At 38.3% G+C, this 25238-nt stretch carries 25 protein-coding genes and 1 pseudogene; 5 read left to right on the top strand and 21 right to left on the bottom strand.

Features of this window, described 5'->3' with window-relative positions; all coding sequences use genetic code 11:
• Window positions 1–81: 81 nt before the first annotated feature.
• Window positions 82–339 carry a hypothetical protein gene (locus AC5WOC_RS02130; RefSeq protein WP_496053738.1) on the top strand — a complete coding sequence of 86 codons (258 nt, stop codon included), beginning with the start codon at window positions 82–84 and terminating at the stop codon, window positions 337–339.
• A gap of 142 nt (window positions 340–481) precedes the next feature.
• Here AC5WOC_RS02130 and speB read toward each other — a convergent pair whose 3' ends face one another.
• From speB to AC5WOC_RS02105, 5 genes are read right to left on the bottom strand one after another with little or no spacing between them, the layout of a single operon-like run.
• Complete coding sequence (gene speB / locus AC5WOC_RS02125; protein ID WP_496053737.1) at window positions 482–1351, bottom strand: agmatinase; 870 nt, start codon at window positions 1349–1351, stop codon at window positions 482–484.
• Window positions 1352–1369: 18 nt separating this feature from the next.
• Window positions 1370–2158 carry an ABC transporter permease gene (locus AC5WOC_RS02120; RefSeq protein WP_496053736.1) on the bottom strand — a complete coding sequence of 263 codons (789 nt, stop codon included), beginning with the start codon at window positions 2156–2158 and terminating at the stop codon, window positions 1370–1372.
• Window positions 2148–2969, bottom strand: a complete 822-nt coding sequence (locus AC5WOC_RS02115) for an ABC transporter permease (protein ID WP_496054152.1) — start codon at window positions 2967–2969, stop codon at window positions 2148–2150. The genes AC5WOC_RS02120 and AC5WOC_RS02115 overlap by 11 nt, the downstream gene beginning before the upstream one ends.
• A gap of 5 nt (window positions 2970–2974) precedes the next feature.
• Entirely contained in the window at window positions 2975–4093 is a 1119-nt protein-coding gene (locus tag AC5WOC_RS02110; RefSeq protein ID WP_496053735.1) for an ABC transporter ATP-binding protein, read from the bottom strand.
• Window positions 4069–5121, bottom strand: coding sequence for an ABC transporter substrate-binding protein (locus AC5WOC_RS02105; protein ID WP_496053734.1), 1053 nt, complete (start codon window positions 5119–5121; stop codon window positions 4069–4071). The genes AC5WOC_RS02110 and AC5WOC_RS02105 overlap by 25 nt, the downstream gene beginning before the upstream one ends.
• A gap of 361 nt (window positions 5122–5482) precedes the next feature.
• On the opposite strand from AC5WOC_RS02105, the gene AC5WOC_RS02100 reads away from it, so the two are divergent.
• Both AC5WOC_RS02100 and AC5WOC_RS02095 read left to right on the top strand, forming a co-directional pair.
• A complete protein-coding gene (locus AC5WOC_RS02100; RefSeq protein ID WP_496053733.1) occupies window positions 5483–6223 on the top strand; it encodes an IclR family transcriptional regulator in 741 nt (246 codons plus the stop codon).
• Window positions 6224–6281: 58 nt separating this feature from the next.
• The gene (locus tag AC5WOC_RS02095) at window positions 6282–7904 is read left to right on the top strand and encodes a M20/M25/M40 family metallo-hydrolase (protein WP_496053732.1); all 1623 of its coding nucleotides are present in this window, start codon (window positions 6282–6284) and stop codon (window positions 7902–7904) included.
• 28 nt (window positions 7905–7932) lie between these two features.
• On the opposite strand, the gene aroA is transcribed toward AC5WOC_RS02095, so the two are convergent.
• The 13 genes and pseudogenes from aroA to speD form a co-directional block, all read right to left on the bottom strand.
• On the bottom strand, window positions 7933–9216 hold the full coding sequence (aroA, locus tag AC5WOC_RS02090) for a 3-phosphoshikimate 1-carboxyvinyltransferase (RefSeq protein WP_496053731.1): 1284 nt from the start codon (window positions 9214–9216) through the stop codon (window positions 7933–7935).
• The gene (locus AC5WOC_RS02085) at window positions 9197–10333 is read right to left on the bottom strand and encodes a prephenate dehydrogenase (RefSeq protein ID WP_496053730.1); all 1137 of its coding nucleotides are present in this window, start codon (window positions 10331–10333) and stop codon (window positions 9197–9199) included. Before AC5WOC_RS02085 ends, aroA begins: the two co-directional genes overlap by 20 nt.
• The gene (hisC, locus tag AC5WOC_RS02080; RefSeq protein WP_496054151.1) at window positions 10330–11436 is read right to left on the bottom strand and encodes a histidinol-phosphate transaminase; all 1107 of its coding nucleotides are present in this window, start codon (window positions 11434–11436) and stop codon (window positions 10330–10332) included. The genes AC5WOC_RS02085 and hisC overlap by 4 nt, the downstream gene beginning before the upstream one ends.
• Window positions 11437–11475: 39 nt before the next feature.
• Window positions 11476–12270: a tryptophan synthase subunit alpha gene (trpA, locus tag AC5WOC_RS02075; protein ID WP_496053729.1), complete on the bottom strand. Its 795-nt coding sequence runs from the start codon at window positions 12268–12270 to the stop codon at window positions 11476–11478.
• Entirely contained in the window at window positions 12267–13454 is a 1188-nt protein-coding gene (gene trpB, locus AC5WOC_RS02070; RefSeq protein WP_496053728.1) for a tryptophan synthase subunit beta, read from the bottom strand. The genes trpA and trpB overlap by 4 nt, the downstream gene beginning before the upstream one ends.
• Window positions 13435–14058, bottom strand: a complete 624-nt coding sequence (locus tag AC5WOC_RS02065) for a phosphoribosylanthranilate isomerase (protein WP_496054150.1) — start codon at window positions 14056–14058, stop codon at window positions 13435–13437. The genes trpB and AC5WOC_RS02065 overlap by 20 nt, the downstream gene beginning before the upstream one ends.
• Window positions 14055–14852 carry an indole-3-glycerol phosphate synthase TrpC gene (gene trpC, locus AC5WOC_RS02060; protein ID WP_496053727.1) on the bottom strand — a complete coding sequence of 266 codons (798 nt, stop codon included), beginning with the start codon at window positions 14850–14852 and terminating at the stop codon, window positions 14055–14057. Before trpC ends, AC5WOC_RS02065 begins: the two co-directional genes overlap by 4 nt.
• On the bottom strand, window positions 14842–15870 hold the full coding sequence (gene trpD / locus AC5WOC_RS02055) for an anthranilate phosphoribosyltransferase (protein WP_496053726.1): 1029 nt from the start codon (window positions 15868–15870) through the stop codon (window positions 14842–14844). The genes trpC and trpD overlap by 11 nt, the downstream gene beginning before the upstream one ends.
• Before the next feature lie 15 nt (window positions 15871–15885).
• Window positions 15886–17373: an anthranilate synthase component I gene (gene trpE / locus AC5WOC_RS02050; protein WP_496053725.1), complete on the bottom strand. Its 1488-nt coding sequence runs from the start codon at window positions 17371–17373 to the stop codon at window positions 15886–15888.
• A 216-nt stretch (window positions 17374–17589) separates the two neighbouring features.
• Entirely contained in the window at window positions 17590–17952 is a 363-nt protein-coding gene (aroH, locus tag AC5WOC_RS02045) for a chorismate mutase (RefSeq protein WP_496053724.1), read from the bottom strand.
• Between the two features lies 1 nt (window position 17953).
• Window positions 17954–19054, bottom strand: a complete 1101-nt coding sequence (gene aroB, locus AC5WOC_RS02040; RefSeq protein ID WP_496053723.1) for a 3-dehydroquinate synthase — start codon at window positions 19052–19054, stop codon at window positions 17954–17956.
• 1 nt (window position 19055) lies between these two features.
• Window positions 19056–20216 carry a chorismate synthase gene (gene aroC, locus AC5WOC_RS02035; protein WP_496053722.1) on the bottom strand — a complete coding sequence of 387 codons (1161 nt, stop codon included), beginning with the start codon at window positions 20214–20216 and terminating at the stop codon, window positions 19056–19058.
• A gap of 717 nt (window positions 20217–20933) precedes the next feature.
• A pseudogene (speD, locus tag AC5WOC_RS02030) lies at window positions 20934–21349 on the bottom strand (adenosylmethionine decarboxylase).
• Between the two features lie 227 nt (window positions 21350–21576).
• Here speD and AC5WOC_RS02025 point away from each other — a divergent pair.
• Window positions 21577–21960 (top strand): VOC family protein, encoded by a 384-nt coding sequence (locus AC5WOC_RS02025; protein ID WP_496053721.1) that lies wholly within the window; start codon window positions 21577–21579, stop codon window positions 21958–21960.
• 29 nt (window positions 21961–21989) lie between these two features.
• Window positions 21990–22379, top strand: coding sequence for a VOC family protein (locus tag AC5WOC_RS02020; RefSeq protein ID WP_496053720.1), 390 nt, complete (start codon window positions 21990–21992; stop codon window positions 22377–22379).
• A gap of 41 nt (window positions 22380–22420) precedes the next feature.
• Here the strand turns inward: AC5WOC_RS02020 and AC5WOC_RS02015 are convergent, their stop codons facing one another.
• The 3 genes from AC5WOC_RS02015 to AC5WOC_RS02005 form a co-directional block, all read right to left on the bottom strand.
• Window positions 22421–22765: a hypothetical protein gene (locus AC5WOC_RS02015; RefSeq protein WP_496053719.1), complete on the bottom strand. Its 345-nt coding sequence runs from the start codon at window positions 22763–22765 to the stop codon at window positions 22421–22423.
• 59 nt (window positions 22766–22824) lie between these two features.
• A complete protein-coding gene (locus tag AC5WOC_RS02010; RefSeq protein WP_496053718.1) occupies window positions 22825–23607 on the bottom strand; it encodes an alpha/beta fold hydrolase in 783 nt (260 codons plus the stop codon).
• A gap of 130 nt (window positions 23608–23737) precedes the next feature.
• Complete coding sequence (locus AC5WOC_RS02005; RefSeq protein WP_496053717.1) at window positions 23738–24967, bottom strand: MFS transporter; 1230 nt, start codon at window positions 24965–24967, stop codon at window positions 23738–23740.
• Window positions 24968–25238: the final 271 nt, after the last annotated feature.

The raw sequence follows: 25238 nt of genomic DNA, 5'->3' as shown, positions 1-25238 counted from the left end.
GCATTTCATTTCTCTCATACTGAATGTATAATAAAAATACATTCAGTATGGTCTGTCTGGATGTTCCTAGATGGGTGAATCATGAGTACACTTGAGCAGCTCGTTGGTAAAGATAGAGCGAAGGAACTTCGACAGAGCTGGTCTAAAAAAAGCGATGATGAGCTGATTCGATATTACCGGGATTGCAAAAATACGATTGATGTTGTGAATGAACGATATAAGAAGGTTAAAAACAACCCCTTCTTGGTTCGTCAATTGCCGGAACCTCCTTCACATCATACTATGCAAATCCTAGAGGCGCTCATGAAGGAACGCGGGATCAACATTCCAAAGGATTAAGTGATCCCCTATACATCCCCTTTCTACTTCAGATAGGGGATGTAGTGATTTAAATGAGCTCCTTCCTTTTAACTCCTTAACGACTACAATATAAACAAAGTTAGAATAACCTTTTGATAACCGATAAAATCCCTATGCTTCGTTACATTCTCGTCAAACAATCAAATAATAGCTTTGCTGCGATACTCACGGTAATATTTTGATGATCGTACAAAGGATTCACCTCTGCAATATCCATCGCATGAATATGTTTATATAAGCCATCCAGTATCTCAAAACACTGTATAGGTGTTAATCCCCCTGGCTCATTTGCTCCTGATCCTGGCGCAAATGACGGATCGAGCACATCGATATCAAAAGTCAGATAAATAGCATCTACCCCGCGGCAAGCATCTAACGTCTTCGTAATTACCTCTTCCGCACTCATATGATGTACTTCTCGTGCCGTTATTTGAACAATTCCCTGCTTGGACAAATATTCGGCATACCATGGATAATTGTAGCTTCTCACTCCGATCTGAACGATGTTTTCCGGAGCAATATTAGGCAGCTCCAAAGCACGTCGCATTTGGCTGCTTTGTGAAAATTTCCCTTGAATCGGCGAATCATCTACTAAGTCCAAATGGGCATCAAATTGGATCACTGCTATTTTTCCATTCGTATGATCATGTAATGCTTTGATACCAGGATAAGATATGGAATGATCTCCTCCTAAAATAAAAGGAAAAGCTCCATCTTGTAAGACTTGCGCTACTTTTTTTTCTGCATTTTGAAAGGTTTCGTCGGTACTGTATGCAACAATATCAATATCACCGTAATCGATGATTTTTTGATTTTCTAAGTCAATGAGTTTCCGATTTTCCACATCGTAAATTTGATTATCGGTAATACGATTTTGCAGCCATTTGGCATCTTCTCGAATCGCATTTGGTGCATACCGTGCTCCGGGTCTTCCAAGGGATGCACCACCATCCCATGGAAAACCTAGAATTCCAAAGTTTTGATTTGACATTGTTCTTCCCTTTCTTCCTTATAAATACTTATGAATTTGCAGTCGTTTCTCCAAAATCATAATTACTACAAAAGCAAGGATGACCATCATACTTGCCAATGCAGTAACAATCGGATTAATATCCACTGATACAAATTGATAAATACGAAGCGGCAAAGTAACATTTTCCGATTGGGTTAAAAATACCGTTACGGTGTACTCATCGAGCGAAACCAAAAAAGACAAAATCGCACCCGATAACAATGCAGGTAACAGTTGTGGAAAAACGACACTAAAAAACGTATAACGTGAAGAAGCTCCATGTACTACGGCTGCTTCCTCTTGAACTGGGTCAAACTGCCTCATCGATGCGATTAAAATACGTATGATATAGGGAGAAATGACAACGGAATGAGCCAATATGATCGCTGTAGTGGACCCTGCCAAACCCAGCGGGACAAAAATCAAAAGAAATCCGATCCCAGTAGTAACCAAAGGAACAATTAATGGTCCTAAAAACAATGACTCTAATACGTTTTTGGCCGGTAACTTTCCTCTCACTACACCAACTGCCGCAAAAAGACCAATACAACCAGCAATGATCGTTGCAATCAACCCTACCCATACACTGAGTCCGATGGAAGAAACAACCCGTTCATCTTGAAAAAGCTGTATATAATTATCGAAGCTGAATTCATCTAGAGAAAGTTGAAACATATTACTTGGATGAAAAGAAACAAAAAGAATCATCACCAGAGGAGACAATATGAAGACCAAAATAAGCAATACATAAAGATAGGTTGCCCATTTTCCTAACCTAGCTAACATGTTGCCCCCTCCTTTCTAATGTGCCCATAATCGAAAGCACTGCAACAATAATGACTAATAAAATAAAAGAAATCGCTGCACCTAGTCCTTGATTGCCTACAACAATGGTAGAATTGTAAGCGATATTTGACATTAGACTATCTTTTGGTCCTCCGAGAACCGTCGGTACCAAAAAGGTGCTGGCAGCCAAAGAGAATGCCAGCGATGCTCCTGCATATACCCCTGATAAAGAAAGAGGGAAAATCACTTTCCAGAATGTTCGTAGACCTGAGGCGCCTAACATAATCGAAGCTTCAGATAGGGAAGGCTCTATTTTCTTGATGGTTGTATATATATTTAGTACAACAAATGGCAGGACAAAATGTACAATCCCAATGATCACTGCAATTGACGTAAACATAAGGTTTATTGTTAATTGTTCTCCAAATAGTAAATGTGCAAATTTAACAATTGGACCTTGCTCCCCTAGTACGATCATCCAACCAAACAATCTTACGGTCAAACTCATAAACATGGAGGCAACAACAATCATCAACCAAGTGCCTTGTTGTTTCGCAGGTCGATTGGCAATGAAATTTGCCAACGCATATCCAATAATTAAAGTCAAAATTGTACTTACTACTGATACCCATAATGTTTTTATCAAAACTTGCGTGTAAACACCACTACGAAAAATAGCTTGGTAATTAGAGAAATCAACTTGTCCATTTACCCAAATACTTGAAAAAACCACTTTCATCACAGGATAAATAAATAGAACAAGCATATATATAATCGCTATCCATCCTAAACTAGTATAAAACCGCCGCATCCGATTCACGATGAATCGTCTCCTTTAAAAAAGCAGATTGCTTCCGCTTGAAAATGTATTCGTATCTGCATTCCTTCAGAAGGAAGGGGTGTTAGCATTTGTGGAAGTTTCACAGTAATTTCCTGATGAATTCTTCCAAGCAAATTCAGCCTTAATTCTGTTTCATCTCCTAGAAATCGCCCATCACGTATTTCTGCATCAACTTCAAATTGTTCTGTAGCTGAAATAGTTGAATTTTGAAAATCAAGAACTTGAGCTGCATTTAATCTCATCAAAACAATACCATGATCCCCAATCTCAGCATCCAAACCAAGATGTCCAACAGGAATGTTTACATTCCCAATTTTTGCTGTTTGTTTATCTACTAACTGCGCATTTTCCAAACGATTGGTATATCCAAAAAAATCCGCAACAAACGCCGAAGCTGGATTTTTTAAAATATCTTCTGGTGAAGAAAATTGTTCGATTTTTCCTTTGTTTAAAACTGCGATTTTATCAGATAAATAAAGCGCTTCATTTTGATCATGAGTCACGTAAATTGCTGTAAAACCAAGATCCCGATGAAGGCTTCGAATCTCTTTGAGCATCTGCTCTTTTAAACGAACATCTAAATTAGAAAGTGGTTCGTCAAATAAAAGAACAACTGGTTCAACTGCCAATGCACGAGCGAGACTAACACGCTGCTGTTGACCACCAGATAACTCACGTGGTTTACGATCAGCCAAGTGCTTTAAATCCACGAGTCCCAAATATTTTTCCACTCGATGTTTGATTTCATCTTTGGGCAACTTCCGTGCTTTTAATCCATATGCAACATTGTCACGTACAGTCATATGAGGAAATAACGCATATTGCTGAAATACCATTCCCATATTTCGTTTGTTTGGAGGGGTGAAACTAATGTCTTTCCCCCGAAGAACTACTTTTCCATCATCTGGAGTTATCAATCCAGCAACCATTCGCAATATCGTGGTTTTTCCAGAACCACTTGGTCCTAAAAGAGAGAGAAATTCTCCCTCTTTTAGATCCAAATCAATATGGTCAATAACTGTGTGTCCTTTATAAATTTTCGTAATAGAATCCAAGGAGATCGAGGTTTCTAACGAGATGTCACTTCCTGCCATTTGAGCAACCATTCCTCTCGTTTTGTAAAAATAGTGTTCCAATCGGGTGTTGTAAGTGCACTAATTTTATCGTGGCCATAAACTACTTCATTTGCTAATTGCCCATCTAATTTAACGGTTTTGTTGGTTGGACCATAGTATAATTCTTTCGCAAAACCTTGCTGTGCTTCTGGCGACATTGCAAAATCAATCAATTTTTTCGCAATATCTTGCTTGGAACTTGTTTTTACAATCCCCATCCCGCTTCGAATTAATATCCCGCCTTCTTTAGGAATAACAAAATCAATCGGTGTTCCTGCTTTTTTCAATGCGAGTGCTCGTCCATCAAACCAAGAAGCCATAGTCACCTGATTCGATTTGAAAAGTGCCTCTGGAGCAGAGAATGAAGAATAGTATTGAGCTACGGAAGGTGTTATCGTTTTATAAGCGTTCCAGACCGGAGTCATATTTTCCATACTTGCGTTTGTTGCCTTTTGAGTCATTAAAATATCTGGTATCCATTGACTCATCATTGCAACTTTTCCTTTTACATCAGATTTCCACAGATCATTCCAAGAGGTAGGTTTTGCTGTTTTTTCTGGATTATAAGCAATTCCCCATGCCCCAAACACATTTGTCAGCCCATAGACCTTGTTTTCTTTGTTATTTAAAAATGCCTCTGGATAGAGATTATCCCAAGAAGTGAAGTCTTTTTTCTCTAACGGGGATAAGAGTCCTTTATTTGCAGCGTCTATGATATCAAAATCATCTAACTGCACAATATCAATGGTTGATCCTCCACCTTGCGATAATTTAGCAATTCCTGTATATGGAGCTAATTTTACCTTTACACCGGGATTTTTTGCCTCGAATGGTTCTACCACATATTTTTTAAAAACTTCATCATATTTTCCACCAAAAGAAGTAACAACAATTTCTTTTGTTTGCGATGTAGAACTACATCCTGTCATCACTATCATGATTACTGCCATCAATCCCAAAATCATTGATAGATAACGAAGCTTATATTTTTTCTTGGATTGTTGCATAAGTTTTGTCTCCTTCTGATATAAATATCAATAATTTTTCCGCTTTATGGAAACATATTCTATTAAGTGGACAAAATTTTCCCTCCCATCCTCTTCACAAACCTGTAAATGAAACAAGATTCTTTAGATTTATTCTTGTTTCATTTTTTAAATAAAAAATTTTTATTCATTTCATTAATAATATTATACATAAAAACGCTAGTCAATTTAGAAACGCCAGTAAATATATGGTTTCATTTTTCATTTCTATATCTTTTTATTTTCTAATCAAAAATTTATACAAACATTCATATTGCTTTTGAATAGAAATCTGTGTTAAAAAGAAAGAAAGCACTTTCATTTTTGGAAAAGGGGATCATCTATGGTTCAATCAATTGATCGAGCGATGAAAATTATCCAATTACTCATTTCTGATCCACAAAAAACGAGTTGGCAAATATCCGAAATTGCAGATAATACATCTCTTCCACTGAGTACTGTTCATCGCTTAATCAGCAGTTTCATTCGTTATGAACTAATCGAACAGCTCCCCGAAACCAAGCATTATAAAATTGGTAAAAAATGGATGGAGATTGGTTTAAGGATGCTTGAAGACCTCGATCTTCGGATCATCGCTAGACCATACATGGAACAATTAGCATTAGAAGTAGAAGAAAGTATTTATTTAAATATCCTTAATCAAACCGATTCGATTATCATCGAACGTGTAGACAGCCCTTTAAAAGTTCGTATCATTGACAATCTAGGCGAACGAATTCCGCTTCCGATTGGAGCTGCGAATAAAACACTTCTCGCTAGTATGTCAACGAAACAAGCTGCACAGATTTTAGAAAAATTGGAGCTTGATTCTTTATCCCAAAAAAAAATATGGGAACAACGAAAAAAAATAACAGAGAGTGGATATGCCATCAGTTACGGCGAAAAGACCGAAGGCACCGCTTCCATTGCAGCACCGATCATTGGATATCATCATCAAGTACTTGGTGCGCTTAGTATAGGTATCTTAAGTTATACCATCACCGAAGATCGACTAAATTATCTCATTGACCGAGTCAAAGACAGCGCTCACCAAATATCTATTCGCTTAGGGAAAACTCCATAAAATTTTTTTCATCATTTCATGGAAAGTGTTTCCGATATACGGAAAAGGAGAATGCAATATGGTTAGGTGGCAAACAAAAGAACAATTGACCGAACTACTTGGAAACTTGGTAGCTATTCCAAGTGTTACTACTTCACAAGCAGAAATAGATTTCCCAAAATATGTAGAATCCCAACTAAACACTCTACCCTATTTTCAAGAAAATACAGATCATCTTCGACTATGCCCTACAGGTGATGGTCGTGAATTCGTGATGGCATTAGTAAAAAAGGCAGGGGCACAGAAAACAGTTATTCTTGTGAGTCATTTCGATGTAGTAGATGTAGAAGATTATGGATTATGGAAAGATAAAGCTTTCGATATCAATGAAATAACAAATATATTTAAACAAGAAAAACACACATTATCAGAGGAAATACAAAACGAATTAGAGACTAGCGAATGGATATTCGGCAGAGGCACCATGGATATGAAAGTCGGTTTAGCGATGCATATGTCCATGATAGAACAAGCTGCGAATGGAAAATTTGATGGTAATTTGGTATTACTTACAGTTCCAGATGAAGAAGTGAATTCTGTTGGGATGAGAGCTGCTGTGCCAGCATTATTAGAACTAGCACAAACCTACCAACTCCAATACCAAGCAGTCTTAAACTCCGAATCGATGTTCACTCGCTTTCCAGGAGATGAAAACAAATATATCTACACAGGTACCATCGGAAAAGTATTACCTGGATTCCTCTGCTATGGTGATGAAACTCATGTCGGAGAACCATTCTTGGGTCTCAACGCAAACTTCATGGCTTCCCATCTCTCCTGTGAATTAGAGTTGAATACAGATTTCTGTGAAGTGGTTGAAGGTGAAGCTTCTCCGCCTCCTACCAATTTGATTCAAAAAGGTTTAAAGAAAGATTATTCCGTGAAAATCCCTCATCGTGCAGTCACACTATTCAACTTATTTGTTTTTGAAAAGAAAATGGATGAGATCGTGGAAAACTTGATGCATACCGCTCAAAAAGTTGCATTACACATTAAAGAAAATTATGAAAAACATGCCAAAAATTATGTGAAATATGAACCTTATACCCCTCAAAGTGTTGATATTCGTGTACTTACTTATCAAGATTTGCATCAATATGCAGTGGAACACCATGGAATAGAAAAAGTAGAACAACTAGAAAAACGTATTCTTCACCAGCATTCACCGGATTTAGATGAACGTGACAGGACAATTGCACTAGTAGATGAATTAGCTATCCTATGTAAGGAGCTCGCTCCCATGATCGTATTATTTTTTGCTCCTCCTTACTACCCTGCCATCAGCTCAAGAAAACATGCACTTATCGAGCGTGTTACAGATGAAATGGTTCATTATGCAAAAGAAGAGCACGATATTTCCCTAAAAAAAATAAACTACTTTGGCGGAATCTCCGACCTCAGCTATGTTGGGTTACAATATCCGATCACTTCGTTGCAATCTTTTGTGAAAAATATGCCGATGTGGGAGAAAGGATACAGTATTCCTTTATCTGATTTAGAAAAATTCGATGTACCTGTTATTAATTTAGGATCCATTGGAAAAGATGCCCATCAACGCACGGAACGATTGGATGTAACCTATACAACCGAAATTTTCACCGACCTGTTACCAACTTGTATTCGTAAATTATTAGCAAATTAAAAAGAACTCACCTTTAAAAGGTGAGTTCTTATAATGACTTCAGTAATTCATAAAATCCTGGAAATGATACTTGAATAGCATCTGCTCCGTTGACTACAACCGCATCATTCGTTGCTAAACCAGCTATAGCCATTGCCATTCCAATTCTATGATCTCCATGGCTGTCGCATACCCCACCTCGCAATGGAGTGGATCCTTCAATAATTAAACCGTCTTCTGTCTCTTGTATTTTTGCCCCGAGTTTACGTAACTCATTTGCAGTAGTAGAAATCCGATTCGTCTCCTTCACTTTCAACTCTGCTGCATCGCGGATAACTGTTTTCCCCTTTGCTTGAGTGGCTACGACAGCAATAATGGGAATCTCATCTATAAGCCTGGGAATCAGCTCACCGCCGATTTCTATACCGTGTAGTCCATTACTAGTAATGGTAATAGAACCGATCGGCTCCCCTGACGACTCTTCATACTTATCTACAGTCACTTTTGCTCCCATTGCACGAAACACATCAACAATTCCTGTGCGAGTCGGATTTAACCCTACCTTTTCAATCGTTAACGTACTACCAGGAACCATTAAGGCTGCTGCAAGAAAAAAAGCAGCTGATGAAATATCTCCTGGAACCGTCACACGAGTAGCGGTTAATTTTTGCCCTCCATTGATACTAGCTCCATTCGGCAGACGATTCACTTGCACACCAAATGCACCCAGCATCCGTTCTGTATGATCTCGTGAAAGAGCTGGTTCCAAAACAGTTGTTGTTCCTGTTGCTGACAACCCAGCAAGTAGAACTGCCGATTTCACTTGTGCACTGGAAACAGGGCTTTCATACATAACTCCTTGGAGAGATGTTCCATGAATTGTCAGAGGTGTATACTTCCCATTCTCTTTTCCTTCTATATTCGCTCCCATTTTTCGCAAGGGGCTTACTACTCGATCCATTGGCCGCCTGCTGATTGAGGCATCTCCAATTAAAGTACTAGTAAAAGAAGTTCCAGCTAAAATCCCCATCATCAAACGAATTGTAGTACCAGAATTTCCAACATCTAAGGAAGAAACAGGTTTTTGCAATCCTTCCAATGATTTACCAAATACTCGCACACTGGTTTCTGATGTTCGCTCTACTTTAACTCCTAGTTTTTCAAAACAAGAGATGGTGGAAAGACAATCAGCACCAGGAAGAAAACCTTCAATTGTCGTGATACCTTCAGCTAAAGATCCAAACATAATGGCGCGATGAGAAATAGATTTATCACCTGGTACAGTGATGGTTTTATGAAAAGGTTTTATTCGATTACTTGTTAAAGTTGACATGATCAGCCTCCCGAGACTTTTCTGTATAAGTAGTATAGCCAGCATCTTGCAAAATGGGTACGGCTCTTTCATAGTCAGATAGTTTTCGAAATGTCAGTCGGAGTATTCCGTAGATCTCTTCCCTATTTTCCATAATACTTACATTGCTCAAATTCACCTTATGTTCACCTAATAGTGTAGTTACTTGTCCGATTACTCCTGGCTCATCAGGAATATCAATATAACATTGGTAAATTGGTGCCAATAATCCTGGTTTCTTTTCAGGTAAGCCTTGGCGTAGATCTCGGGAGCGAGCAAAAATCGTCTCTATCCAATCTGCATCTTCACGCTCAATCGCATGTTGAAAATCAGTCATTTGTTTAATCCAATCATCTAAAAGCAGTACCATTTTCTCACGATTACTAAGTAAAATATCTCGCCACATAATCGGATGACTTGCAGCAATTCTGGTGAGATCACGGAATCCGCCTGCTGCTAATCGATGAAACCAGCCATTATCATCGTTATATTCTCCTACCTGTGATACTAAACCCGTTGCAATAACATGTGGCAAGTGACTTATGGCTCCCACTACTTCATCGTGATAATCTGCATCCATTACTACCAATTGAGCACGTGTAGCCTCTTCTAATATGTTGCTCAATGCTTTTACATCTTCGATCGGTGTATCTTGATCTGGAGTAAGTACATAATAAGCATTCTCAAATAAAAGTGAATGAGCAGCAATTACACCAGAACGATGAGATCCTGCCATTGGATGTCCGCCAATAAATGTATACCCTTTTTCCTTCAATACTCGGCCTCGTTTTGATATTTCTGCTTTTGTACTTCCCACATCACTGATAATAACTCCGCTTTTCAATGGTACATCAACTAGTTGCTGCATATAGTATCCGATTTGTCCAACAGGTACTGCAATAAATATATAATCCGTGTCAGCTACAGCCATTTCCAACGACGTGTAGCCTTGATCAATTACTCCAAGAGAAATTGCTTTGTTAACAGTTTGGGCAGACATATCAAATCCTACCACTTCACAATTAGTCCGCTCTTTAAGAGATAGTGCTAATGATCCTCCAATTAAACCAACACCTAGGATCGCTACCCGTTGTGTCATAAAGGCAATCCACTCTTTTTTTCTTGTAAAAAATCAGATAAACCTGTTAAAAACGCTTCATTTTCATCCTTATTGCCAATCGTAACTCGAATATAGTTTGGGAAACCTAATGCATTTCCTGAACGAATAATAATTCCTCGTTGCAATAGAAACTGGAATGCTTCATCTCCATTACAACCAACATCGATCAAAAGAAAATTAGCTTGGGAAGGAAAATAGGATATATTCCATTCCTCTAATTTTTGTGTAATTTGCTTCATGCCAAGACGATTTTGATTTCGGCAATAAAATACAAAGGTTTCATCTTCTACTGCAGCAATAGTAGCTGCCTGTGCTAATCGGTTCAGATTAAATGGTTCTCGAACTCTTGCAAGCTGTTGAATAACGTCAGGGTGTGCAATCCCATAACCTGCTCGAAAAGACGCCAAACCATATATCTTGGAAAAAGTTCGTAATATAATGATTCTTGGGTCATAGTCCAATAAAGAGATTGAATCTGGGAATGATTCATCTGTTACATATTCCACGTAAGCTTCATCTAAAACAACCAATATATGTTCTGGCAAGCGCTCGAGAAAAGACTGAAGGGAGCCATGATCTACAAAGGTTCCTGAAGGATTGTTTGGATTACAAATCCATACAACACGTGTTTTCTCTGTTATCGCATGAAACATCGCTTCTAAATCATGTGTCCCATCTTTCAATGGAATTTCAATTATATGTGCTCCTTCAATACGAGATGCTGTCTCATACCGTGGAAATGTTGGTACTGCCATCACTGTTTCTACACCGGGTTCTAGATATGCCCTAGCTATCATTTGAATCACTTCATCAGAACCATTTCCAAACACAAGTCTTCTTTCATCTATTTCAAGGGATTCAGCCATTTTTTTTCTTAAAATAGGTGCATCATCTTCTGGATACAAATGAAACTGGTCTTTTATTTGCGTTAATGCTTCCCACACTTTTTTACTGCATCCAAATGGATTTTCATTTGAGGCTAATTTTATAACTTTTTCCAGTCCAAGGTCTCTTTTCACTTCTTCTAAAGACTTACCTGGTTGATAGATTGGTATGTCTTGGATAGATTTTTTGGCTGATATCATGCTTGATCCTCCAATAATGATTTTCTATCTATCTTACTAGCTTAATAGATCTTTGACAAATTTACGGATATCATGCAGTGCATCTTGTTTTTGATTTTCTGTGACTAGAGTATCCTTCAAATCCATAATTTGTTTGACTAATGCACTGCCAACTATCACTCCATCTGCTTTTGTTTGGAGGTGATGGACCTGTTCAGCAGTGGATACACCAAATCCAACAGCAATAGGAACTTTACTATGTTCTTTCACATGTTTTAAAAACACATCCAAATTTGAAGCAAATTCACTTCTCACACCAGTTGTTCCCAAAGAAGATACACAATACACAAAGCCATTTGCAGAAGATGCAATTTTCGCAACTCTTTCCTCTGAAGTTGGAGCAACCAATGGAACTAACGATATTTCAACTTTATCCAATTCCTGACGAAGAACATCGCTTTCCTCAAGCGGTAAATCTGGTACGATAAATCCCGTAAAACCGGATTCAGCTGCTTTTTTAGCGACTTCCTCTATACCATATGAAAGAAGCGGATTATAATAGGAAAACAATACAAGCGGGACATTATTCCCTTGTTCTCGAACTGTTTGTGCGATAGAAAAGACATCATTTAAAGTAATTCCTTGTTCCAAAGCCTTTTCTGCTGCCTTCTGTATTATAGGACCATCTGCCACAGGATCGGAAAAAGGGACGCCTAATTCAATGGCAGTAACCCCTTCCTCTGCTAAGAGATGAATCAGATCAATCGTAACATCTTTGGAAGGATATCCTGCAACTAAATAGGGAATCAGGTTTGTACGATTTGATTGAAACGACCTAGTTAAAATATTCATTGGTTTCCCCCCTGAAAATATTCGCGAATCGTCCCCATATCTTTATCTCCACGTCCAGACAAACAAACAAGTATTTTTTCAGCTGCACTGCCATTGGAAGCCAAACGAATCGCTTCTGCAAGTGCATGAGCCGATTCTATTGCTGGGATAATCCCTTCCAATTCACATAATATTTTGACTGCTTCCATTGCTTGCTCATCTGTAACCGCCGTATATCGAACTCTGCCAATTTCTTTTAAATAAGCATGTTCAGGACCGACTCCAGGATAATCAAGTCCAGCAGAAATGGAGTGAGCAGGAATAATTTGACCGTTTTCGTCATGCAAGATATAGCTGTAGGAACCATGCAGTACACCAGGACGACCTAAACTTAGACTAGCTGCATGTTCATTTGTATCTAAGCCTTTTCCTGCAGCTTCAACACCATGAATTTTTACTGCTTCGTCCTCAATAAATGCAGCAAACATCCCGATGGAATTACTTCCCCCACCGACACAGGCAACTACATCTGTTGGTAAACTTCCTGTCCGTTCTAAAATTTGTGCTCGCGCTTCGTCGCCAATAACTCGTTGAAAATACTTCACCATTTGCGGATAAGGATGCGGTCCTACAGCTGATCCTATTAAATAAAAAGAATCTTCTACTTCTGCTACCCACGCTCTCATTGCCTCATTGGTAGCATCTTTTAGTGTTCGTGAACCAGATGTGACAGGAATAACTTTTGCACCTAATAATTCCATACGAAAAACATTTTGTGCTTGTCGCCTCACATCTTCTTCACCCATATAAACTTTACATTCCATACCAAGCAGTGCAGCGATAGTAGCAGATGCAACACCATGCTGCCCTGCTCCTGTTTCAGCAATTAACTTTCGCTTTCCCATTTTTTTCGCTAGTAGTGCCTGCCCAATCGTATTATTAATTTTGTGTGCTCCCGTATGGTTTAAATCTTCTCTTTTTAGATAAATTTCAGCCCCTCCAGCATACTCTGTTAATCGTTTTGCAAAGGTAAGAGCAGTAGGTCTTCCTGAATAATTTTTTAGTAAATCTCGAAACTCCGCTTCGAACGCTTTGTCATCTAAAATAGATTTGTATCCTTGTTCTAACTCCAAAACTGCATTCATCAGTGTCTCTGGAACAAACTGCCCGCCAAAAGAACCAAATCTACTGTCTAACTTTCCCATGTCTTTGCATCCCCTCTATAATTGCGATCATTTTCTGTTGATCTTTTGATCCGTTTGTTTCAATCCCCGAGGAAAGATCGATTCCATCTATTTCAAAATTTTGATATAACTCTGCTACATTGCTTTCATTTAACCCTCCAGCAATCCACAACGGTAACCCATAGATATCTGCTATTTTGTTTGCAGAAGGGATATAACTCCAATCAATCACCTTGCCAAGTCCACCAGCTGCATGATCAAGCAAAATGACGTCAATATACGTTTGGTAATTAGCGATAGTTTCTATCTCATCTACTCCAAATACTTTGATAATCGGAATATTCCATTCCTGTTTGATTTGCCGGCAAAAATCAGGTGTTTCTTGTCCATGCAGCTGGATCATGGACAAACCTAGATCTGCTGCTTTTTTAATATCTTCCCATGACGGATTTTGAAATACACCTACTGTTGCAATATGATCGGGAATAATACTTATCATTTCTGCTGCTTTTTCCCATGTAACGGTCCGTCTGCGATTTGGAACAAAGATAAAACCGATGGACTGTATAGGTAACGAAATTGCATTTTGTACATCTTCTGTAGTTTGGAAACCACAGTACTTTATCGAGATCGCTTTAATTGCTGCTCACCTGCCGATTTTAACGCTTGTAATGCTCTTACAGGATCCGAATGCTTCATCAAATACTCTCCAACCAATAAACCATTAATTTTTGCATCTGCAAGTATTTTTGCATCATCAAGCGAAAGGACTCCGCTTTCTCCGATCACTGGCAGTTCTTCAGGTAAAAAGTGACGCAACTTGCCAGTTGTTTTTAGGTCTACTTCTAAGGTTGTTAAATTACGATTGTTTATGCCAATTACATCAGCACCAGACTGAATCGCTGTCTCAATCTCCGATTCTTCATGAATTTCAATTAAAACTTCCATCCCCAATTGATGTGCTAAATACGTCAAATGAGTGCATTCTTCGGTTTTTAAAAACGCAACAATCAATAAAATAACATCTGCTCCTAAAAACTTGCTGTTCAGCACTTGCAATGGATGCAAAATGAAATCTTTTCGCAGTACAGGAATAGAAACGTTCTTTTGTACATTGGTAAGCGATTCAGGTTTACCATGAAAGTACTCTGTCTCGGTTAATACGGATATTACATCCGCCCCGCCTTCTTCATATTTTTGCGCTTGTGCAACCGGATCAATATTTTCAGCAATAATTCCTTTTGAAGGAGAAGCGGGCTTTACTTCTGCGATAACCGCAAATGGGCTGGACTGAATCGCAGATCGAAAAGGTCTACCTTTTGGCATACTTGTTGCTAAATCCCAGTCGTTTACATGGTATTTGTTCTCTAAAATCGCTATTTCCTTTTGCTTGATCGCTTTCATTTTGTCAAGAAACATCTGATTTCACCTCTTGGGAACTTTGAGCAACTTCTTGTAATTTTCGCAATGCCAACCCAGAATCGATCACATCAGCTGCTAATTCCAGACCTTCATATAAATTGTTTGTTTTTCCTGCGACATAAAGAACTGCTGCTGCATTTATTTCCACTATGGAACGTTTTGGACCTTTACTTCCTTGTAATATATCTAAAATAATGGCTGCATTTTCTTTTGGATTCCCGCCTTCTAAATCTTTTGCGGAACAGCGATTTAAGCCGAATTTTTCAGGTGTAATAGTATAGGTTTTTACTTTTTCATTTTTTAATTCACTGATCTGTGTAGGACCTACAAGCGAAATCTCATCTAGTCCATCCAATCCAGATACAACCAGTGCATGTTTGGTACCTAAGGCTTGTAATACATAAGCCATTTTTTCTGTATATTTTGGAGAAAAAACACCCATTAGCTGTCTCTGTACTCCTGCTGGACTAGCCAGCGGTCCAAGCAAATTAAAACAAGTGCGGAACCCTAATGCTTTTCTTGATGCCATAACATTTTTCATCGCAGGATGATATTGTGGCGCAAACAGAAAACAAATACCTGTTTTTTGTAATTGTTCACTTGCCTCTACAGGGGACAAATGAAGAGAAATACCTAACTCTTCAAGTACATCTGCACTTCCGCTCTTACTTGATACTGCCCGATTTCCATGTTTGGCAATCGAGACACCAGCAGCACCAGCTACAAACGTAGTGGCAGTAGAAATATTAAATGTTTTCCCACCGTCGCCTCCTGTTCCACAAGTGTCCACGCTTTCTGCCTGAACATTAGGAAGAGGAGTAGCATAAGATTTCATTCCTTCCGCTAATCCAATTAATTCTTCCACTGTTTCTCCTTTGATACGCAATGCGGTAAGCAAAGCAGCTATCTGAGCATCGTGAAGGGAACCACTCATCATTTGTTCCATTAAAAAATAAGCTTCTTGTTGTGTAAGGTCTTCTCCTTCTAATAAACGATTGAGTAAAGTAGAGAACATCTATTTCTCCTCCTATCATTTCGCCTTATTTGCCAACTGAATTGCTAATAACATTGCACTGGCTTTATGTTTGGTTTCTTCATATTCTTTATCTGGGTTTGAATCATAAACAATCCCTGCCCCTGCTTGTACAAAGGCTTTATTGTCACGAAAATAAATGGTTCGAATGGCAATACATGTATCGATATTTCCTGTGAAATCTAAATATCCTACTGCCCCAGCATATATACCACGAGCTTCTGGTTCTAATTGTGCGATAATTTCCATTGCACGTATTTTTGGTGATCCGGAAACTGTTCCAGCAGGAAAACATGCACGGAAAGCATCAAGTGGGTTTCGATCTTCAGATAATTCTCCTGTCACATGAGATACCATGTGCATTACGTGTGAATACCGCTCAATATGCTTGTAAGCAGTTACTTGCACAGAGCCGTATTTTGAAACACGGCCAACGTCATTTCTACCAAGATCGACAAGCATAACATGTTCTGCATTTTCTTTGGGATCGGCTAGTAACTCCGTTGCTAGTCTATCATCTTCCATCTCATCCTGACTCCGAGGACGAGAACCTGCTATTGGCCTTGTTTCAATGGAATTGTTTTGCACTCTTACTAATATTTCTGGAGATGTACCAACTATTTTTTCTTCTCCAAGGTGCAAATAATACATATAGGGAGAAGGATTTAGATAACGCAATATTCGATAGACCATCATCGGGTCTGAAGTTCCATCGACTGTATATTTTTGCGAAGGAACAACTTGAAAAATATCTCCCGCACGAATATATTCTTTTGCTTTCTCTACCGCTTTACAAAAATTTTCTCGTGTAAAATTGGAAGTGATATTTTGAAAATCAACTTTTTCCCGCATCAAAGACGGAAGTGGATCAATTTTGGGATGGGACTGGTGCAGTCTGATCTTCCATTTATCCAGATCATCAACTACCTTTTCGTAATCCATTACCACTCCATCTTTCGCTTCTAAATGCATAACCAAATACAATACTTGTTCCAGATGATCAAATACAATAAGCTTATCATAAAAAGCTAGATGAGTATCGTATGCTTTTGTCTTTCCAGCTGGATTTGTCAACAATGCGTTTGGTTCAAATGCCTGAATCAATTCATAACTAAAATAACCTACAGCACCGCCTAAAAATGGAGGAAACCCATCATATTTCGGAGAGGTGCTTTCAGATAATAGCTGATCGAGAAACGGCAGTGGATCGTCTGCTGGTAATACCCTTATCTTTTCTGCTGATGTCATTGTCAACATACCATCTTTTCCTGTCAACACTTGATATGGATTGGAACCCATAAATGAGTAACGAGAAAATTTTTGGTTTCCTTCTACGCTTTCTAATAGAAAGGAATAAGAATCTTTCTCAAGCGCATGAAACAATTGAATAGGGGTCATGGTATCCATTTCGAACTTTTTACAAATGGGAATATGTGAATAATGTTTTGCAAACTGATCTGCTTCTGTTTTGGTTGGATAAATCAATCAAATTTCCCTCCTAGAAATCGGAGAGATAAGGATATGGAGGGTATATAATAGCAAAAAGCCAAAGCGGGGATGCTTTGGCTGGTTTTTTCATAAGTAAACTCAGCTCCACTCCGCTCACTATATCCTAATCTCTACTCTACTCATCTGCTCAAAACTTACTTTTTGTTAATTTCTACTCTAAATGAGGACAATCCTCTCTGTCAATGGGGCAAATTATTTTTTCAAATCTGGTCGTAATTTTTCAGCATCGTGAAGAAAAACATGCTGAATATCAGATGGCTGTAAATTCGTATTTACAGTTAATAACATGCGAATACACAACGGCAGCCCACCTGGAACGTCTACTTCCGTCGCCCCGATTAATGGAACTAATTCCCAGCCTTCTAATATACGGACAGCTGCTGCCGGGAAGGCTGCATTCAAATCAGGAGTACTAGTAATCAATATACTAGCAACATCGTCAGCCTCTAGTTGATTCCGTTCTTTAATTTCCAAAAATAGCTCTTTCGTCGCCGACAAAATTGCATCTTTACTGTTCTTTCCAACTGTTGTAGCACCCCGAATCCCTCGTACCACCTTACTTGTTCACCTCTTTTAGCTGATCCAAAACTTTTCTTATTTTTGTTTCGTCGATATTACCAATTACTTCCACTTCACCCAGTTGCTTACTCAAAACAAAAGTGTAGTTACCATGTTTGGTTTTTTTATCCCGCTTCATTAACTGAAGCATGTCCTCATTTGACCAAGGTTGCTCTATTCTTGTAGGCAATAAAAACTCACGAAGAAGATTCTCTGTGCGAGAAATCAAACTGTTAGGAGTTTGCAACACTTCAGCACTTAACATAGCTGCTCCCACCATTCCTATGGAAATAGCTTCACCATGAGTATAGTATTTGTACCCTGATATGGATTCCAGAGCATGACCAATGGTATGCCCATAGTTTAAAATAGCGCGCAGTCCTTTTTCTGTTTCATCCTCAGATACAACATCTATTTTCACTTTACAACCACGATAGATTGCCTCTTCTAATGTAGAAAGGGACCGATTCATCAGTTTTTCATGATTTTCTTCTAGCCACTTAATAAAGGATAGATCCCATATAAGTGCATGTTTTATTACTTCCGCAAAACCAGCAACTAATTCTCTTCCTGGCAAAGAAGAAAGAAAACTTACATCGAACATCACAAAAAGAGGTTGATGAAAAGCTCCCATATAATTTTTCCCTAATCTATGATTGATACCGACTTTCCCGCCAATACTACTATCGTGTGCTAATAAAGTAGTAGGAAGCTGAACAAATGGGATTCCACGCATGAAACTAGCCGCTAAGAACCCTGCTAAATCTCCTACTACTCCTCCACCAAGCGCCAGAACAACACTGGAACGATCCAAACCAGCTTCAATCGCGTCTGCATACAAATGATCAAGCATTTCCAATGATTTGCTACTTTCACCTGCTGGAATTATGCTAGTAATCACATTATAACCTGCGAAGCGGAGTGGTTTTGTAACTTTTTCTAAATATAAAGGAGCTATATTACTGTCAGTGACTAAAAACAGCTTTTGCTCGATCGAAACACCATGTTGATTTAATAGTTTTGCTAATTGAGAAATTAAATTAGTTCCAATAAATACTGAATAAGAGCGTGATTTTGTGGAAACAAGTAATTGCTTCATTTTAAAACCTCTTTGTTCTTTCTCGATACTGTTCCACTTGATCCACTAATTCTTCAATTGTATCTGAAGGGAATTTTTCTAATAGCGCTTGGACAACTTCCCATGCCACAACATTCTCAGCTACAACACTTGCAGCAGGAACTGCACAGCTATCTGAGCGTTCGATACTCGCTGCAAAAGGCTCTTTGGTATCAATATCCACACTCATGAGAGGTTTATATAGTGTAGGAATTGGTTTCATCACTCCTCGAACAACAATTGGTTGCCCGGTTGTCATCCCGCCTTCAAAACCACCTAAACGATTAGTAGCTCGACTATAACCTTCTTCTTTAGACCAAATAATTTCATCGTGTACTTCAGAACCAGGACGTTTTGCAGCTTCAAAACCTATTCCAAATTCTACACCTTTAAATGCATTAATACTGACAATAGCACCAGCGATGCGTGCATCTAATTTGCGATCCCAGTGGACAAAACTACCTAATCCTATAGGTACGCCTTCCACAATCACTTCTACAATTCCGCCTAAGGAATCGCCTTCTTTTTTTGCTTTATCAATTAAATCTTTCATTGGTTGTTCTACTTCTGGATCGACACATCGCACCGTAGATTGCTCTGATCGTTCCATTAAATCTTTTAGACTTATATCCATCCGCTTGGCTTCTACTTCTCCAATCCGTAAAACATGACCACCTATTTGAATGCCACAGAGTGCGAGAATTTGTTTTGCCACTGCACCCACTGCTACCCGTGATGCCGTTTCTCTTGCGCTAGAACGCTCCAATACATTTCTCATATCATGGTGATTATATTTGATCGCACCATTTAAATCTGCGTGACCTGGTCTTGGTCGTGAAATACGCCGTTTGCTTTCATCTTCTGATTCTTCCAATGGGTTCATAATTTTTTGCCAGTGTGTCCAATCTTTATTTTCAATCACCAATGTAACCGGTGCACCAGTCGTTTTCCCAAACCGAACCCCGGACAGTATTTGGGCTTGATCGGTTTCGATTTGCATTCTGCGACCTCTTCCATGTCCCAGTTGTCTTCTATGTAATTCATAATCCAATTTTTCTTTGGAAAATGGTAATCTGCTTGGTAACCCTTCAATAATAATGGTCAATTGTGGTCCATGGGATTCTCCCGCTGTTAAATACCTCATCTTAAACTCTCCTCATCTGTCACAGTACAGTGATAAAATCGTTATCTGTAAGTGTAACAAAAAAATGCCCCTAAGAGCTAGTGAGAATTAATAACTGATACATTACAAATTCCCCTATTCTTTTAAATCAGCGGTAAGCTACCTGCATGGTTGATGCGAAGATCAAATACCAAATGGACACTTCATTACAGAAAAACTCTAGGATTTTTGGGAAAGTGACCCATGTGTCACAACTCACTTACTCTGCGGAATAACTCAACCTGTTCAGTTTTTACATTTCAAGTTATTCAAAAATTATAATCTTGCGAGTGAGAAAACCCACGGTTTGAATCGTGGGATGTTAGCGTGCATCACTACAACGGGAGCACAAGTTTCGCCAATCCACTAAAGTGGCAAGTCTCACTTTCAGATGAGGGAGGTTTCTACCTCTCGTAAATCTGACAAATTTTTCAAAAAACACTTTACAAACATACATTCTGTTGTTAAACTATCGACAGTTGCTCTTTGAAAAGTGGATAGTATATAGGGTTGTGCAAACCAATCGTTTTGCACGTAAAATGCTATGCGTACCGAAAAATGGCTAGACTGTAATGCGAAAACCAAGCAGTAAGTCTTTGCTATGACGTAGCAACAAAAACTCTGTTCAACCGTGGGGCTCACGGAGTTAGCTTGGTAATGAAGTAGTCAGAAGGCTACCGTCCCAAGAATCCCATGGCTTCAGCCATGTGGAGTGTCAAATACCATCTTTACTGCAATAAAAGGCTTAGTTGTCATTTTCCCTTCGCCTCTCTGGATAAAAACACCAGAACTGTTTTTTGGATCTAACTCTCGAAGCACGTAGGAGATGGCTTTACGCGGATCCACTTTTTTCCGCAGGTATAGCAATCAAGTGCTGCATAACCTTCTTCTGGATAGGTGTGAATGAAAAGATGACTCTCAGACAGCATCACCAGAACAGTGACACCTTGTGGAGAGAAAGACTTTGATTGAATAGGCAAAATGGTAGCTCCACTCACTGTCGCAGCTTGCTTCAGGAGCCTTTCTAAACCATTCACATCATTTAATAGTCGAAATCCCACACCCCAAACATCTACAGCAACATGCCTAACAAAAGTAGAATACGCTTCTAACATTCTCATCTTTCATGAAAGATCCGATGGTCTTTCTAATTGTAATTGAATCATATTATTTTATCAATTCGGATTATTTATATTTTTTATTCTTATAGTATATGCATTGTATTTGGTTTATGAATGTTTGCAATACAAACTTGTTTAGATTGAAGAACTGATGACTCACACATTATCTTTGATAGAATTGTAAAGGAATAATCTTTAAATTCATCGAGAGGACTGATCAGATGCAGGGATTTAACCATTTGACATTACGAATAAAAAGCTTAGAAACCAGTATTGATTTTTATTGCAGAATATTAGGTATGACCCTCATCCATCAAGGCAGTACAGATGCTTATTTGCAATGGGGAGATGCTTGGATTTGTTTATTAGAAAGAGAGAAACAGCCATTACTTGATGATCAATATGGAATGGATCATGTTGCTTTTTCCATCGAAGAGACCGATTTCCTTGAGTTTGCAGATAAAATCTCCCAACAAAATATTCCAATTGTTCGCAAGCCAGTTGTTCGCGGAGGAGGATACTCCATACAGTTTTACGATCCAGACGGTATTTTGTTAGAATATTTCACTGGAACACTAGAAAAAAGAATGGAAAATTGGTCTTGAAATCTCATTCAAAAAAAGGGGAGTAAAGCATGGCGATTAAAAAATTGGAGCATGTCGGCATTATTGTTCATGACATGGAGAAATCGATAGCGTTTTATCGTGACATTTTAGGAATGCAACTTCGCGGTACATTGGTACACACCGATCCTACTATTACACTTGCATTTTTTACTTTTCCAGATTCCACAGAAACAGAAGTCGAATTAATACATGGGTACAACAGCGCGCTTCCCAATGAGGGTGTTGTACATCACCTAGCATTTACAGTGGAAAATATTGAAGCAGAATGGGATCGATTGCAGAAACTAGGAGTAACTTTCCGGGATGAAAAAATTACTGTCCTTCCAAATGGCGCGAAATATATCTTTTTTTATGGCCCAAATAATGAAGCAATTGAATTGTTTGAACCAACTACATAAAATGGGACGGAGCAGTGATATGTATATCACTGCTCCGTTTTTTAATACCCTGATGGAAGAATACTGATTCTATCTGCACCAATCAGCTGCTTAAACAGATCAAAAAACTTATCCATAAGAGTCAAACTCTGCTGATCATGAAACTCTTTTGCTGTTTTGATAAAATCTAGTCTATTATCGATTGGTTTGTTTCCACCTGGGTTCGTCACTTCTACTCGCACATAAGCGAGACCAAAAACTTCTTGAGCAAGCGTCTTTTCAAATGCCTGCATCAATTTTTCTGATTCGACAATAGCTTCTCGCCATTTAACACGCTTTTGTTTCGCTTGATACAACTTTACATATGAATCATACAAGCGGTCTACAGCATGCGAAAACTCTTCCATCTCTCTCCTAATGTTGTCGAATTTCTACTTTAGTTTATCATGAAAATGCATGATTGTTATTATTTAACTAAAAATCGTTTTAAAATGTCAGCCAATTGATCAGAACTCTCATACATACTCATATGTCCTACATGAGGAATCACAACTTGCTCAATATGATCACCTTTGACTGAAAAAGCTCTTGCAGCAGGAACAACTCCATCTTCACTGCCAGCAACGATTACGACAGGCAACCTTGTCTGCTCTAATACACTTGTAAGATTTGGTCTTGTCCGCATTGCCTCCAGTGCAGTCAACGCTCCTATAGTTGAAGTTTGATAACCAATTTGTTTGGCAATTTGTTCATAATCCGAAAGATGAGCAGGAGCAAAAAGCTTTGGAATTAAATGATCGACAAATTCACCTAAACCATCTGTTTTGATTTTTTCCATCCCAGCCAATCGACCAGCTTTTGCTTCTTCTGTATCAGGCAGGGCAGTAGAATGAATCAATGCAAATCGCTGCAGAAGTTGTGGGTATTTTTTGGCAAACGCTACAGTTATGTATCCACCTAAAGAATGTCCAATCAAAGATATTTTGTCTACTTCGACTGACTCTATCAAATCTGCAATTTCATCTGCATAGTCTTCTGTTGTTTTCGTAGTACTGCTTAAGGAAGATGATCCATGCCCTGGTAAATCTACTGCAATTACATGATGTGTTTTGGCTAACGATTCGATTACCTTATCCCAATAATGATGATCTCCAACAAACCCATGAATCAATAAAATCGTATTACCTTGCCCTTCTTCTACATATGCTAGCTTGGTACCCTTTTTTGTTGTTATTGATTGTATTTCCATTTGCCCATGCCTCCTTGAGAACTCTCATTTAATATAATACTCTCTTTTACAAAAGACCGATCTCTGTTCATTAGTCAAAATCTGCAAATTTCGACCTCAACATCAAAAAAGGATACGTGCTTGTATCCTCTTAATCGTTATGAATATCTTGCAGTTTTTTTTCCGATGGTAAAAAATAACCCAGTATCCCCAAAACAGGTAAAAAGCCTACAATGGTAATAGTCTTGGTAATACCAATCACATCTGCTAAATTCCCAAATAAAACAGATCCTATTGCACCAAGCCCAAAAATAAAACCAACCGTTAAACCGGACATTGTCCCAATTTTACTTGGTACTAATTCCTGCGCATAAACAACAGAAACAGAAAAGCTCGTCATCATAATAAATCCAATCAAAATCAACAAAACAAAACTAAAAATTGGCCCTACAAACGGCAGTAATATCGTTAATGGTGCACTACCTAACAAAGAGTACAAAATAACATTTTTCTTTCCAAAACGATCACCCAGTGGTCCACCAAAAAAAGTTCCAACTGCCCCGCTAATTAAAAAAGCAAACAAGTATGCTTGAGCTGTACTGATTGAAAAATGATAGTTATTTATAATATAAAAACTGTAGTAGTTAGTCATACATACAATATAGAGCGAACGAGCAAACAAAATAAACATAATCAAAACTAAAGCAAGCCATACCGTTTTCGTAAGCCTAGTTGATCTTGTAATAGTCTTTTTCTTTATCAGCACACGAACTTGTAATTCATTTTGATACCATTTCGCAATATAAGCTAATAAAATAACAGCAATGGCTGCTGCAATTGTAAACCAAATTGCTCCAAATTGACCAAAAGGGACTAAAATAAGAGCTGTAATCAAAGGTGCCAATGCTTGACCAGAGTTACCGCCAACTTGATAAATCGATTGTGCTAACCCTTTCTTCGCACCTGCAGCTAAATGTGCTACTCTTGATCCTTCTGGATGAAACACAGCAGATCCTATACCTACTAAAGCAACACTAAACACGATCCAACTATATTTTGGAATAAATGCTAAAAGTAACATCCCTACTAAGGAACATGCTAGTCCAATTGGTAAGGCATAAGGCATTGGCTTTTTATCTGAAAACCACCCGATTACTGGTTGAAACAAAGAAGAAACTATATTTAATACTGCTGCGATCACACCTAGTTGCGTAAAACTCAATCCCATTTCTTTTTCCAAAATAGGAAACATTGCTGGGACAACTGCTTGGAGCGTATCATTTAGCAAATGACAAATACTGATAATAAATAATATCCGGTACGTAGTAAGTGCAATATTTGATGGTTTTTCCGCTGAAACAGCAGAAAGAGGAGAAGCCATAACTACCCTTCCTTTCACATATTTCTTATCCACTCTGTAGAATAACATGTATTTGGTAAATAATGAAGTTTTCCCTAATCGAAAAAATGAATTTATTATTTTCAGTAGATCATAATAAAAATGAAAAAATTCCCACCGATTAAAAGATAATTATTCCATAATATACTTCTTGTTGTAGAAGACTTTAGTATAATAGAAAAAGGAAAGTTCTCATTTTCATTATTACAATGAAAAATGAAGAAAATACTGATATGAAGGGTGACCTCAACAT

It is taken from the genome of Shimazuella sp. NTD247 (assembly GCF_059510415.1).
The sequence above is the reverse complement of the archived record's forward strand: the minus strand, read 5'-3'. Positions and strand labels throughout refer to the sequence as shown.

Coding starts and splice junctions, on each gene's coding strand:
- AC5WOC_RS02130 (WP_496053738.1), top strand. CDS start 82: ATGAGTACACTTGAGCAGCTCGTTGGTAAAGATAGAGCGAAGGAACTT.
- speB (WP_496053737.1), bottom strand. CDS start 1,351: ATGTCAAATCAAAACTTTGGAATTCTAGGTTTTCCATGGGATGGTGGT.
- AC5WOC_RS02120 (WP_496053736.1), bottom strand. CDS start 2,158: ATGTTAGCTAGGTTAGGAAAATGGGCAACCTATCTTTATGTATTGCTT.
- AC5WOC_RS02115 (WP_496054152.1), bottom strand. CDS start 2,969: ATGCGGCGGTTTTATACTAGTTTAGGATGGATAGCGATTATATATATG.
- AC5WOC_RS02110 (WP_496053735.1), bottom strand. CDS start 4,093: ATGGCAGGAAGTGACATCTCGTTAGAAACCTCGATCTCCTTGGATTCT.
- AC5WOC_RS02105 (WP_496053734.1), bottom strand. CDS start 5,121: ATGCAACAATCCAAGAAAAAATATAAGCTTCGTTATCTATCAATGATT.
- AC5WOC_RS02100 (WP_496053733.1), top strand. CDS start 5,483: ATGGTTCAATCAATTGATCGAGCGATGAAAATTATCCAATTACTCATT.
- AC5WOC_RS02095 (WP_496053732.1), top strand. CDS start 6,282: ATGGTTAGGTGGCAAACAAAAGAACAATTGACCGAACTACTTGGAAAC.
- aroA (WP_496053731.1), bottom strand. CDS start 9,216: ATGTCAACTTTAACAAGTAATCGAATAAAACCTTTTCATAAAACCATC.
- AC5WOC_RS02085 (WP_496053730.1), bottom strand. CDS start 10,333: ATGACACAACGGGTAGCGATCCTAGGTGTTGGTTTAATTGGAGGATCA.
- trpA (WP_496053729.1), bottom strand. CDS start 12,270: ATGAATATTTTAACTAGGTCGTTTCAATCAAATCGTACAAACCTGATT.
- trpB (WP_496053728.1), bottom strand. CDS start 13,454: ATGGGAAAGTTAGACAGTAGATTTGGTTCTTTTGGCGGGCAGTTTGTT.
- trpC (WP_496053727.1), bottom strand. CDS start 14,852: ATGTTTCTTGACAAAATGAAAGCGATCAAGCAAAAGGAAATAGCGATT.
- trpD (WP_496053726.1), bottom strand. CDS start 15,870: ATGTTCTCTACTTTACTCAATCGTTTATTAGAAGGAGAAGACCTTACA.
- aroB (WP_496053723.1), bottom strand. CDS start 19,054: ATGAAGCAATTACTTGTTTCCACAAAATCACGCTCTTATTCAGTATTT.
- aroC (WP_496053722.1), bottom strand. CDS start 20,216: ATGAGGTATTTAACAGCGGGAGAATCCCATGGACCACAATTGACCATT.
- AC5WOC_RS02025 (WP_496053721.1), top strand. CDS start 21,577: ATGCAGGGATTTAACCATTTGACATTACGAATAAAAAGCTTAGAAACC.
- AC5WOC_RS02020 (WP_496053720.1), top strand. CDS start 21,990: ATGGCGATTAAAAAATTGGAGCATGTCGGCATTATTGTTCATGACATG.
- AC5WOC_RS02015 (WP_496053719.1), bottom strand. CDS start 22,765: ATGGAAGAGTTTTCGCATGCTGTAGACCGCTTGTATGATTCATATGTA.
- AC5WOC_RS02010 (WP_496053718.1), bottom strand. CDS start 23,607: ATGGAAATACAATCAATAACAACAAAAAAGGGTACCAAGCTAGCATAT.
- AC5WOC_RS02005 (WP_496053717.1), bottom strand. CDS start 24,967: ATGGCTTCTCCTCTTTCTGCTGTTTCAGCGGAAAAACCATCAAATATT.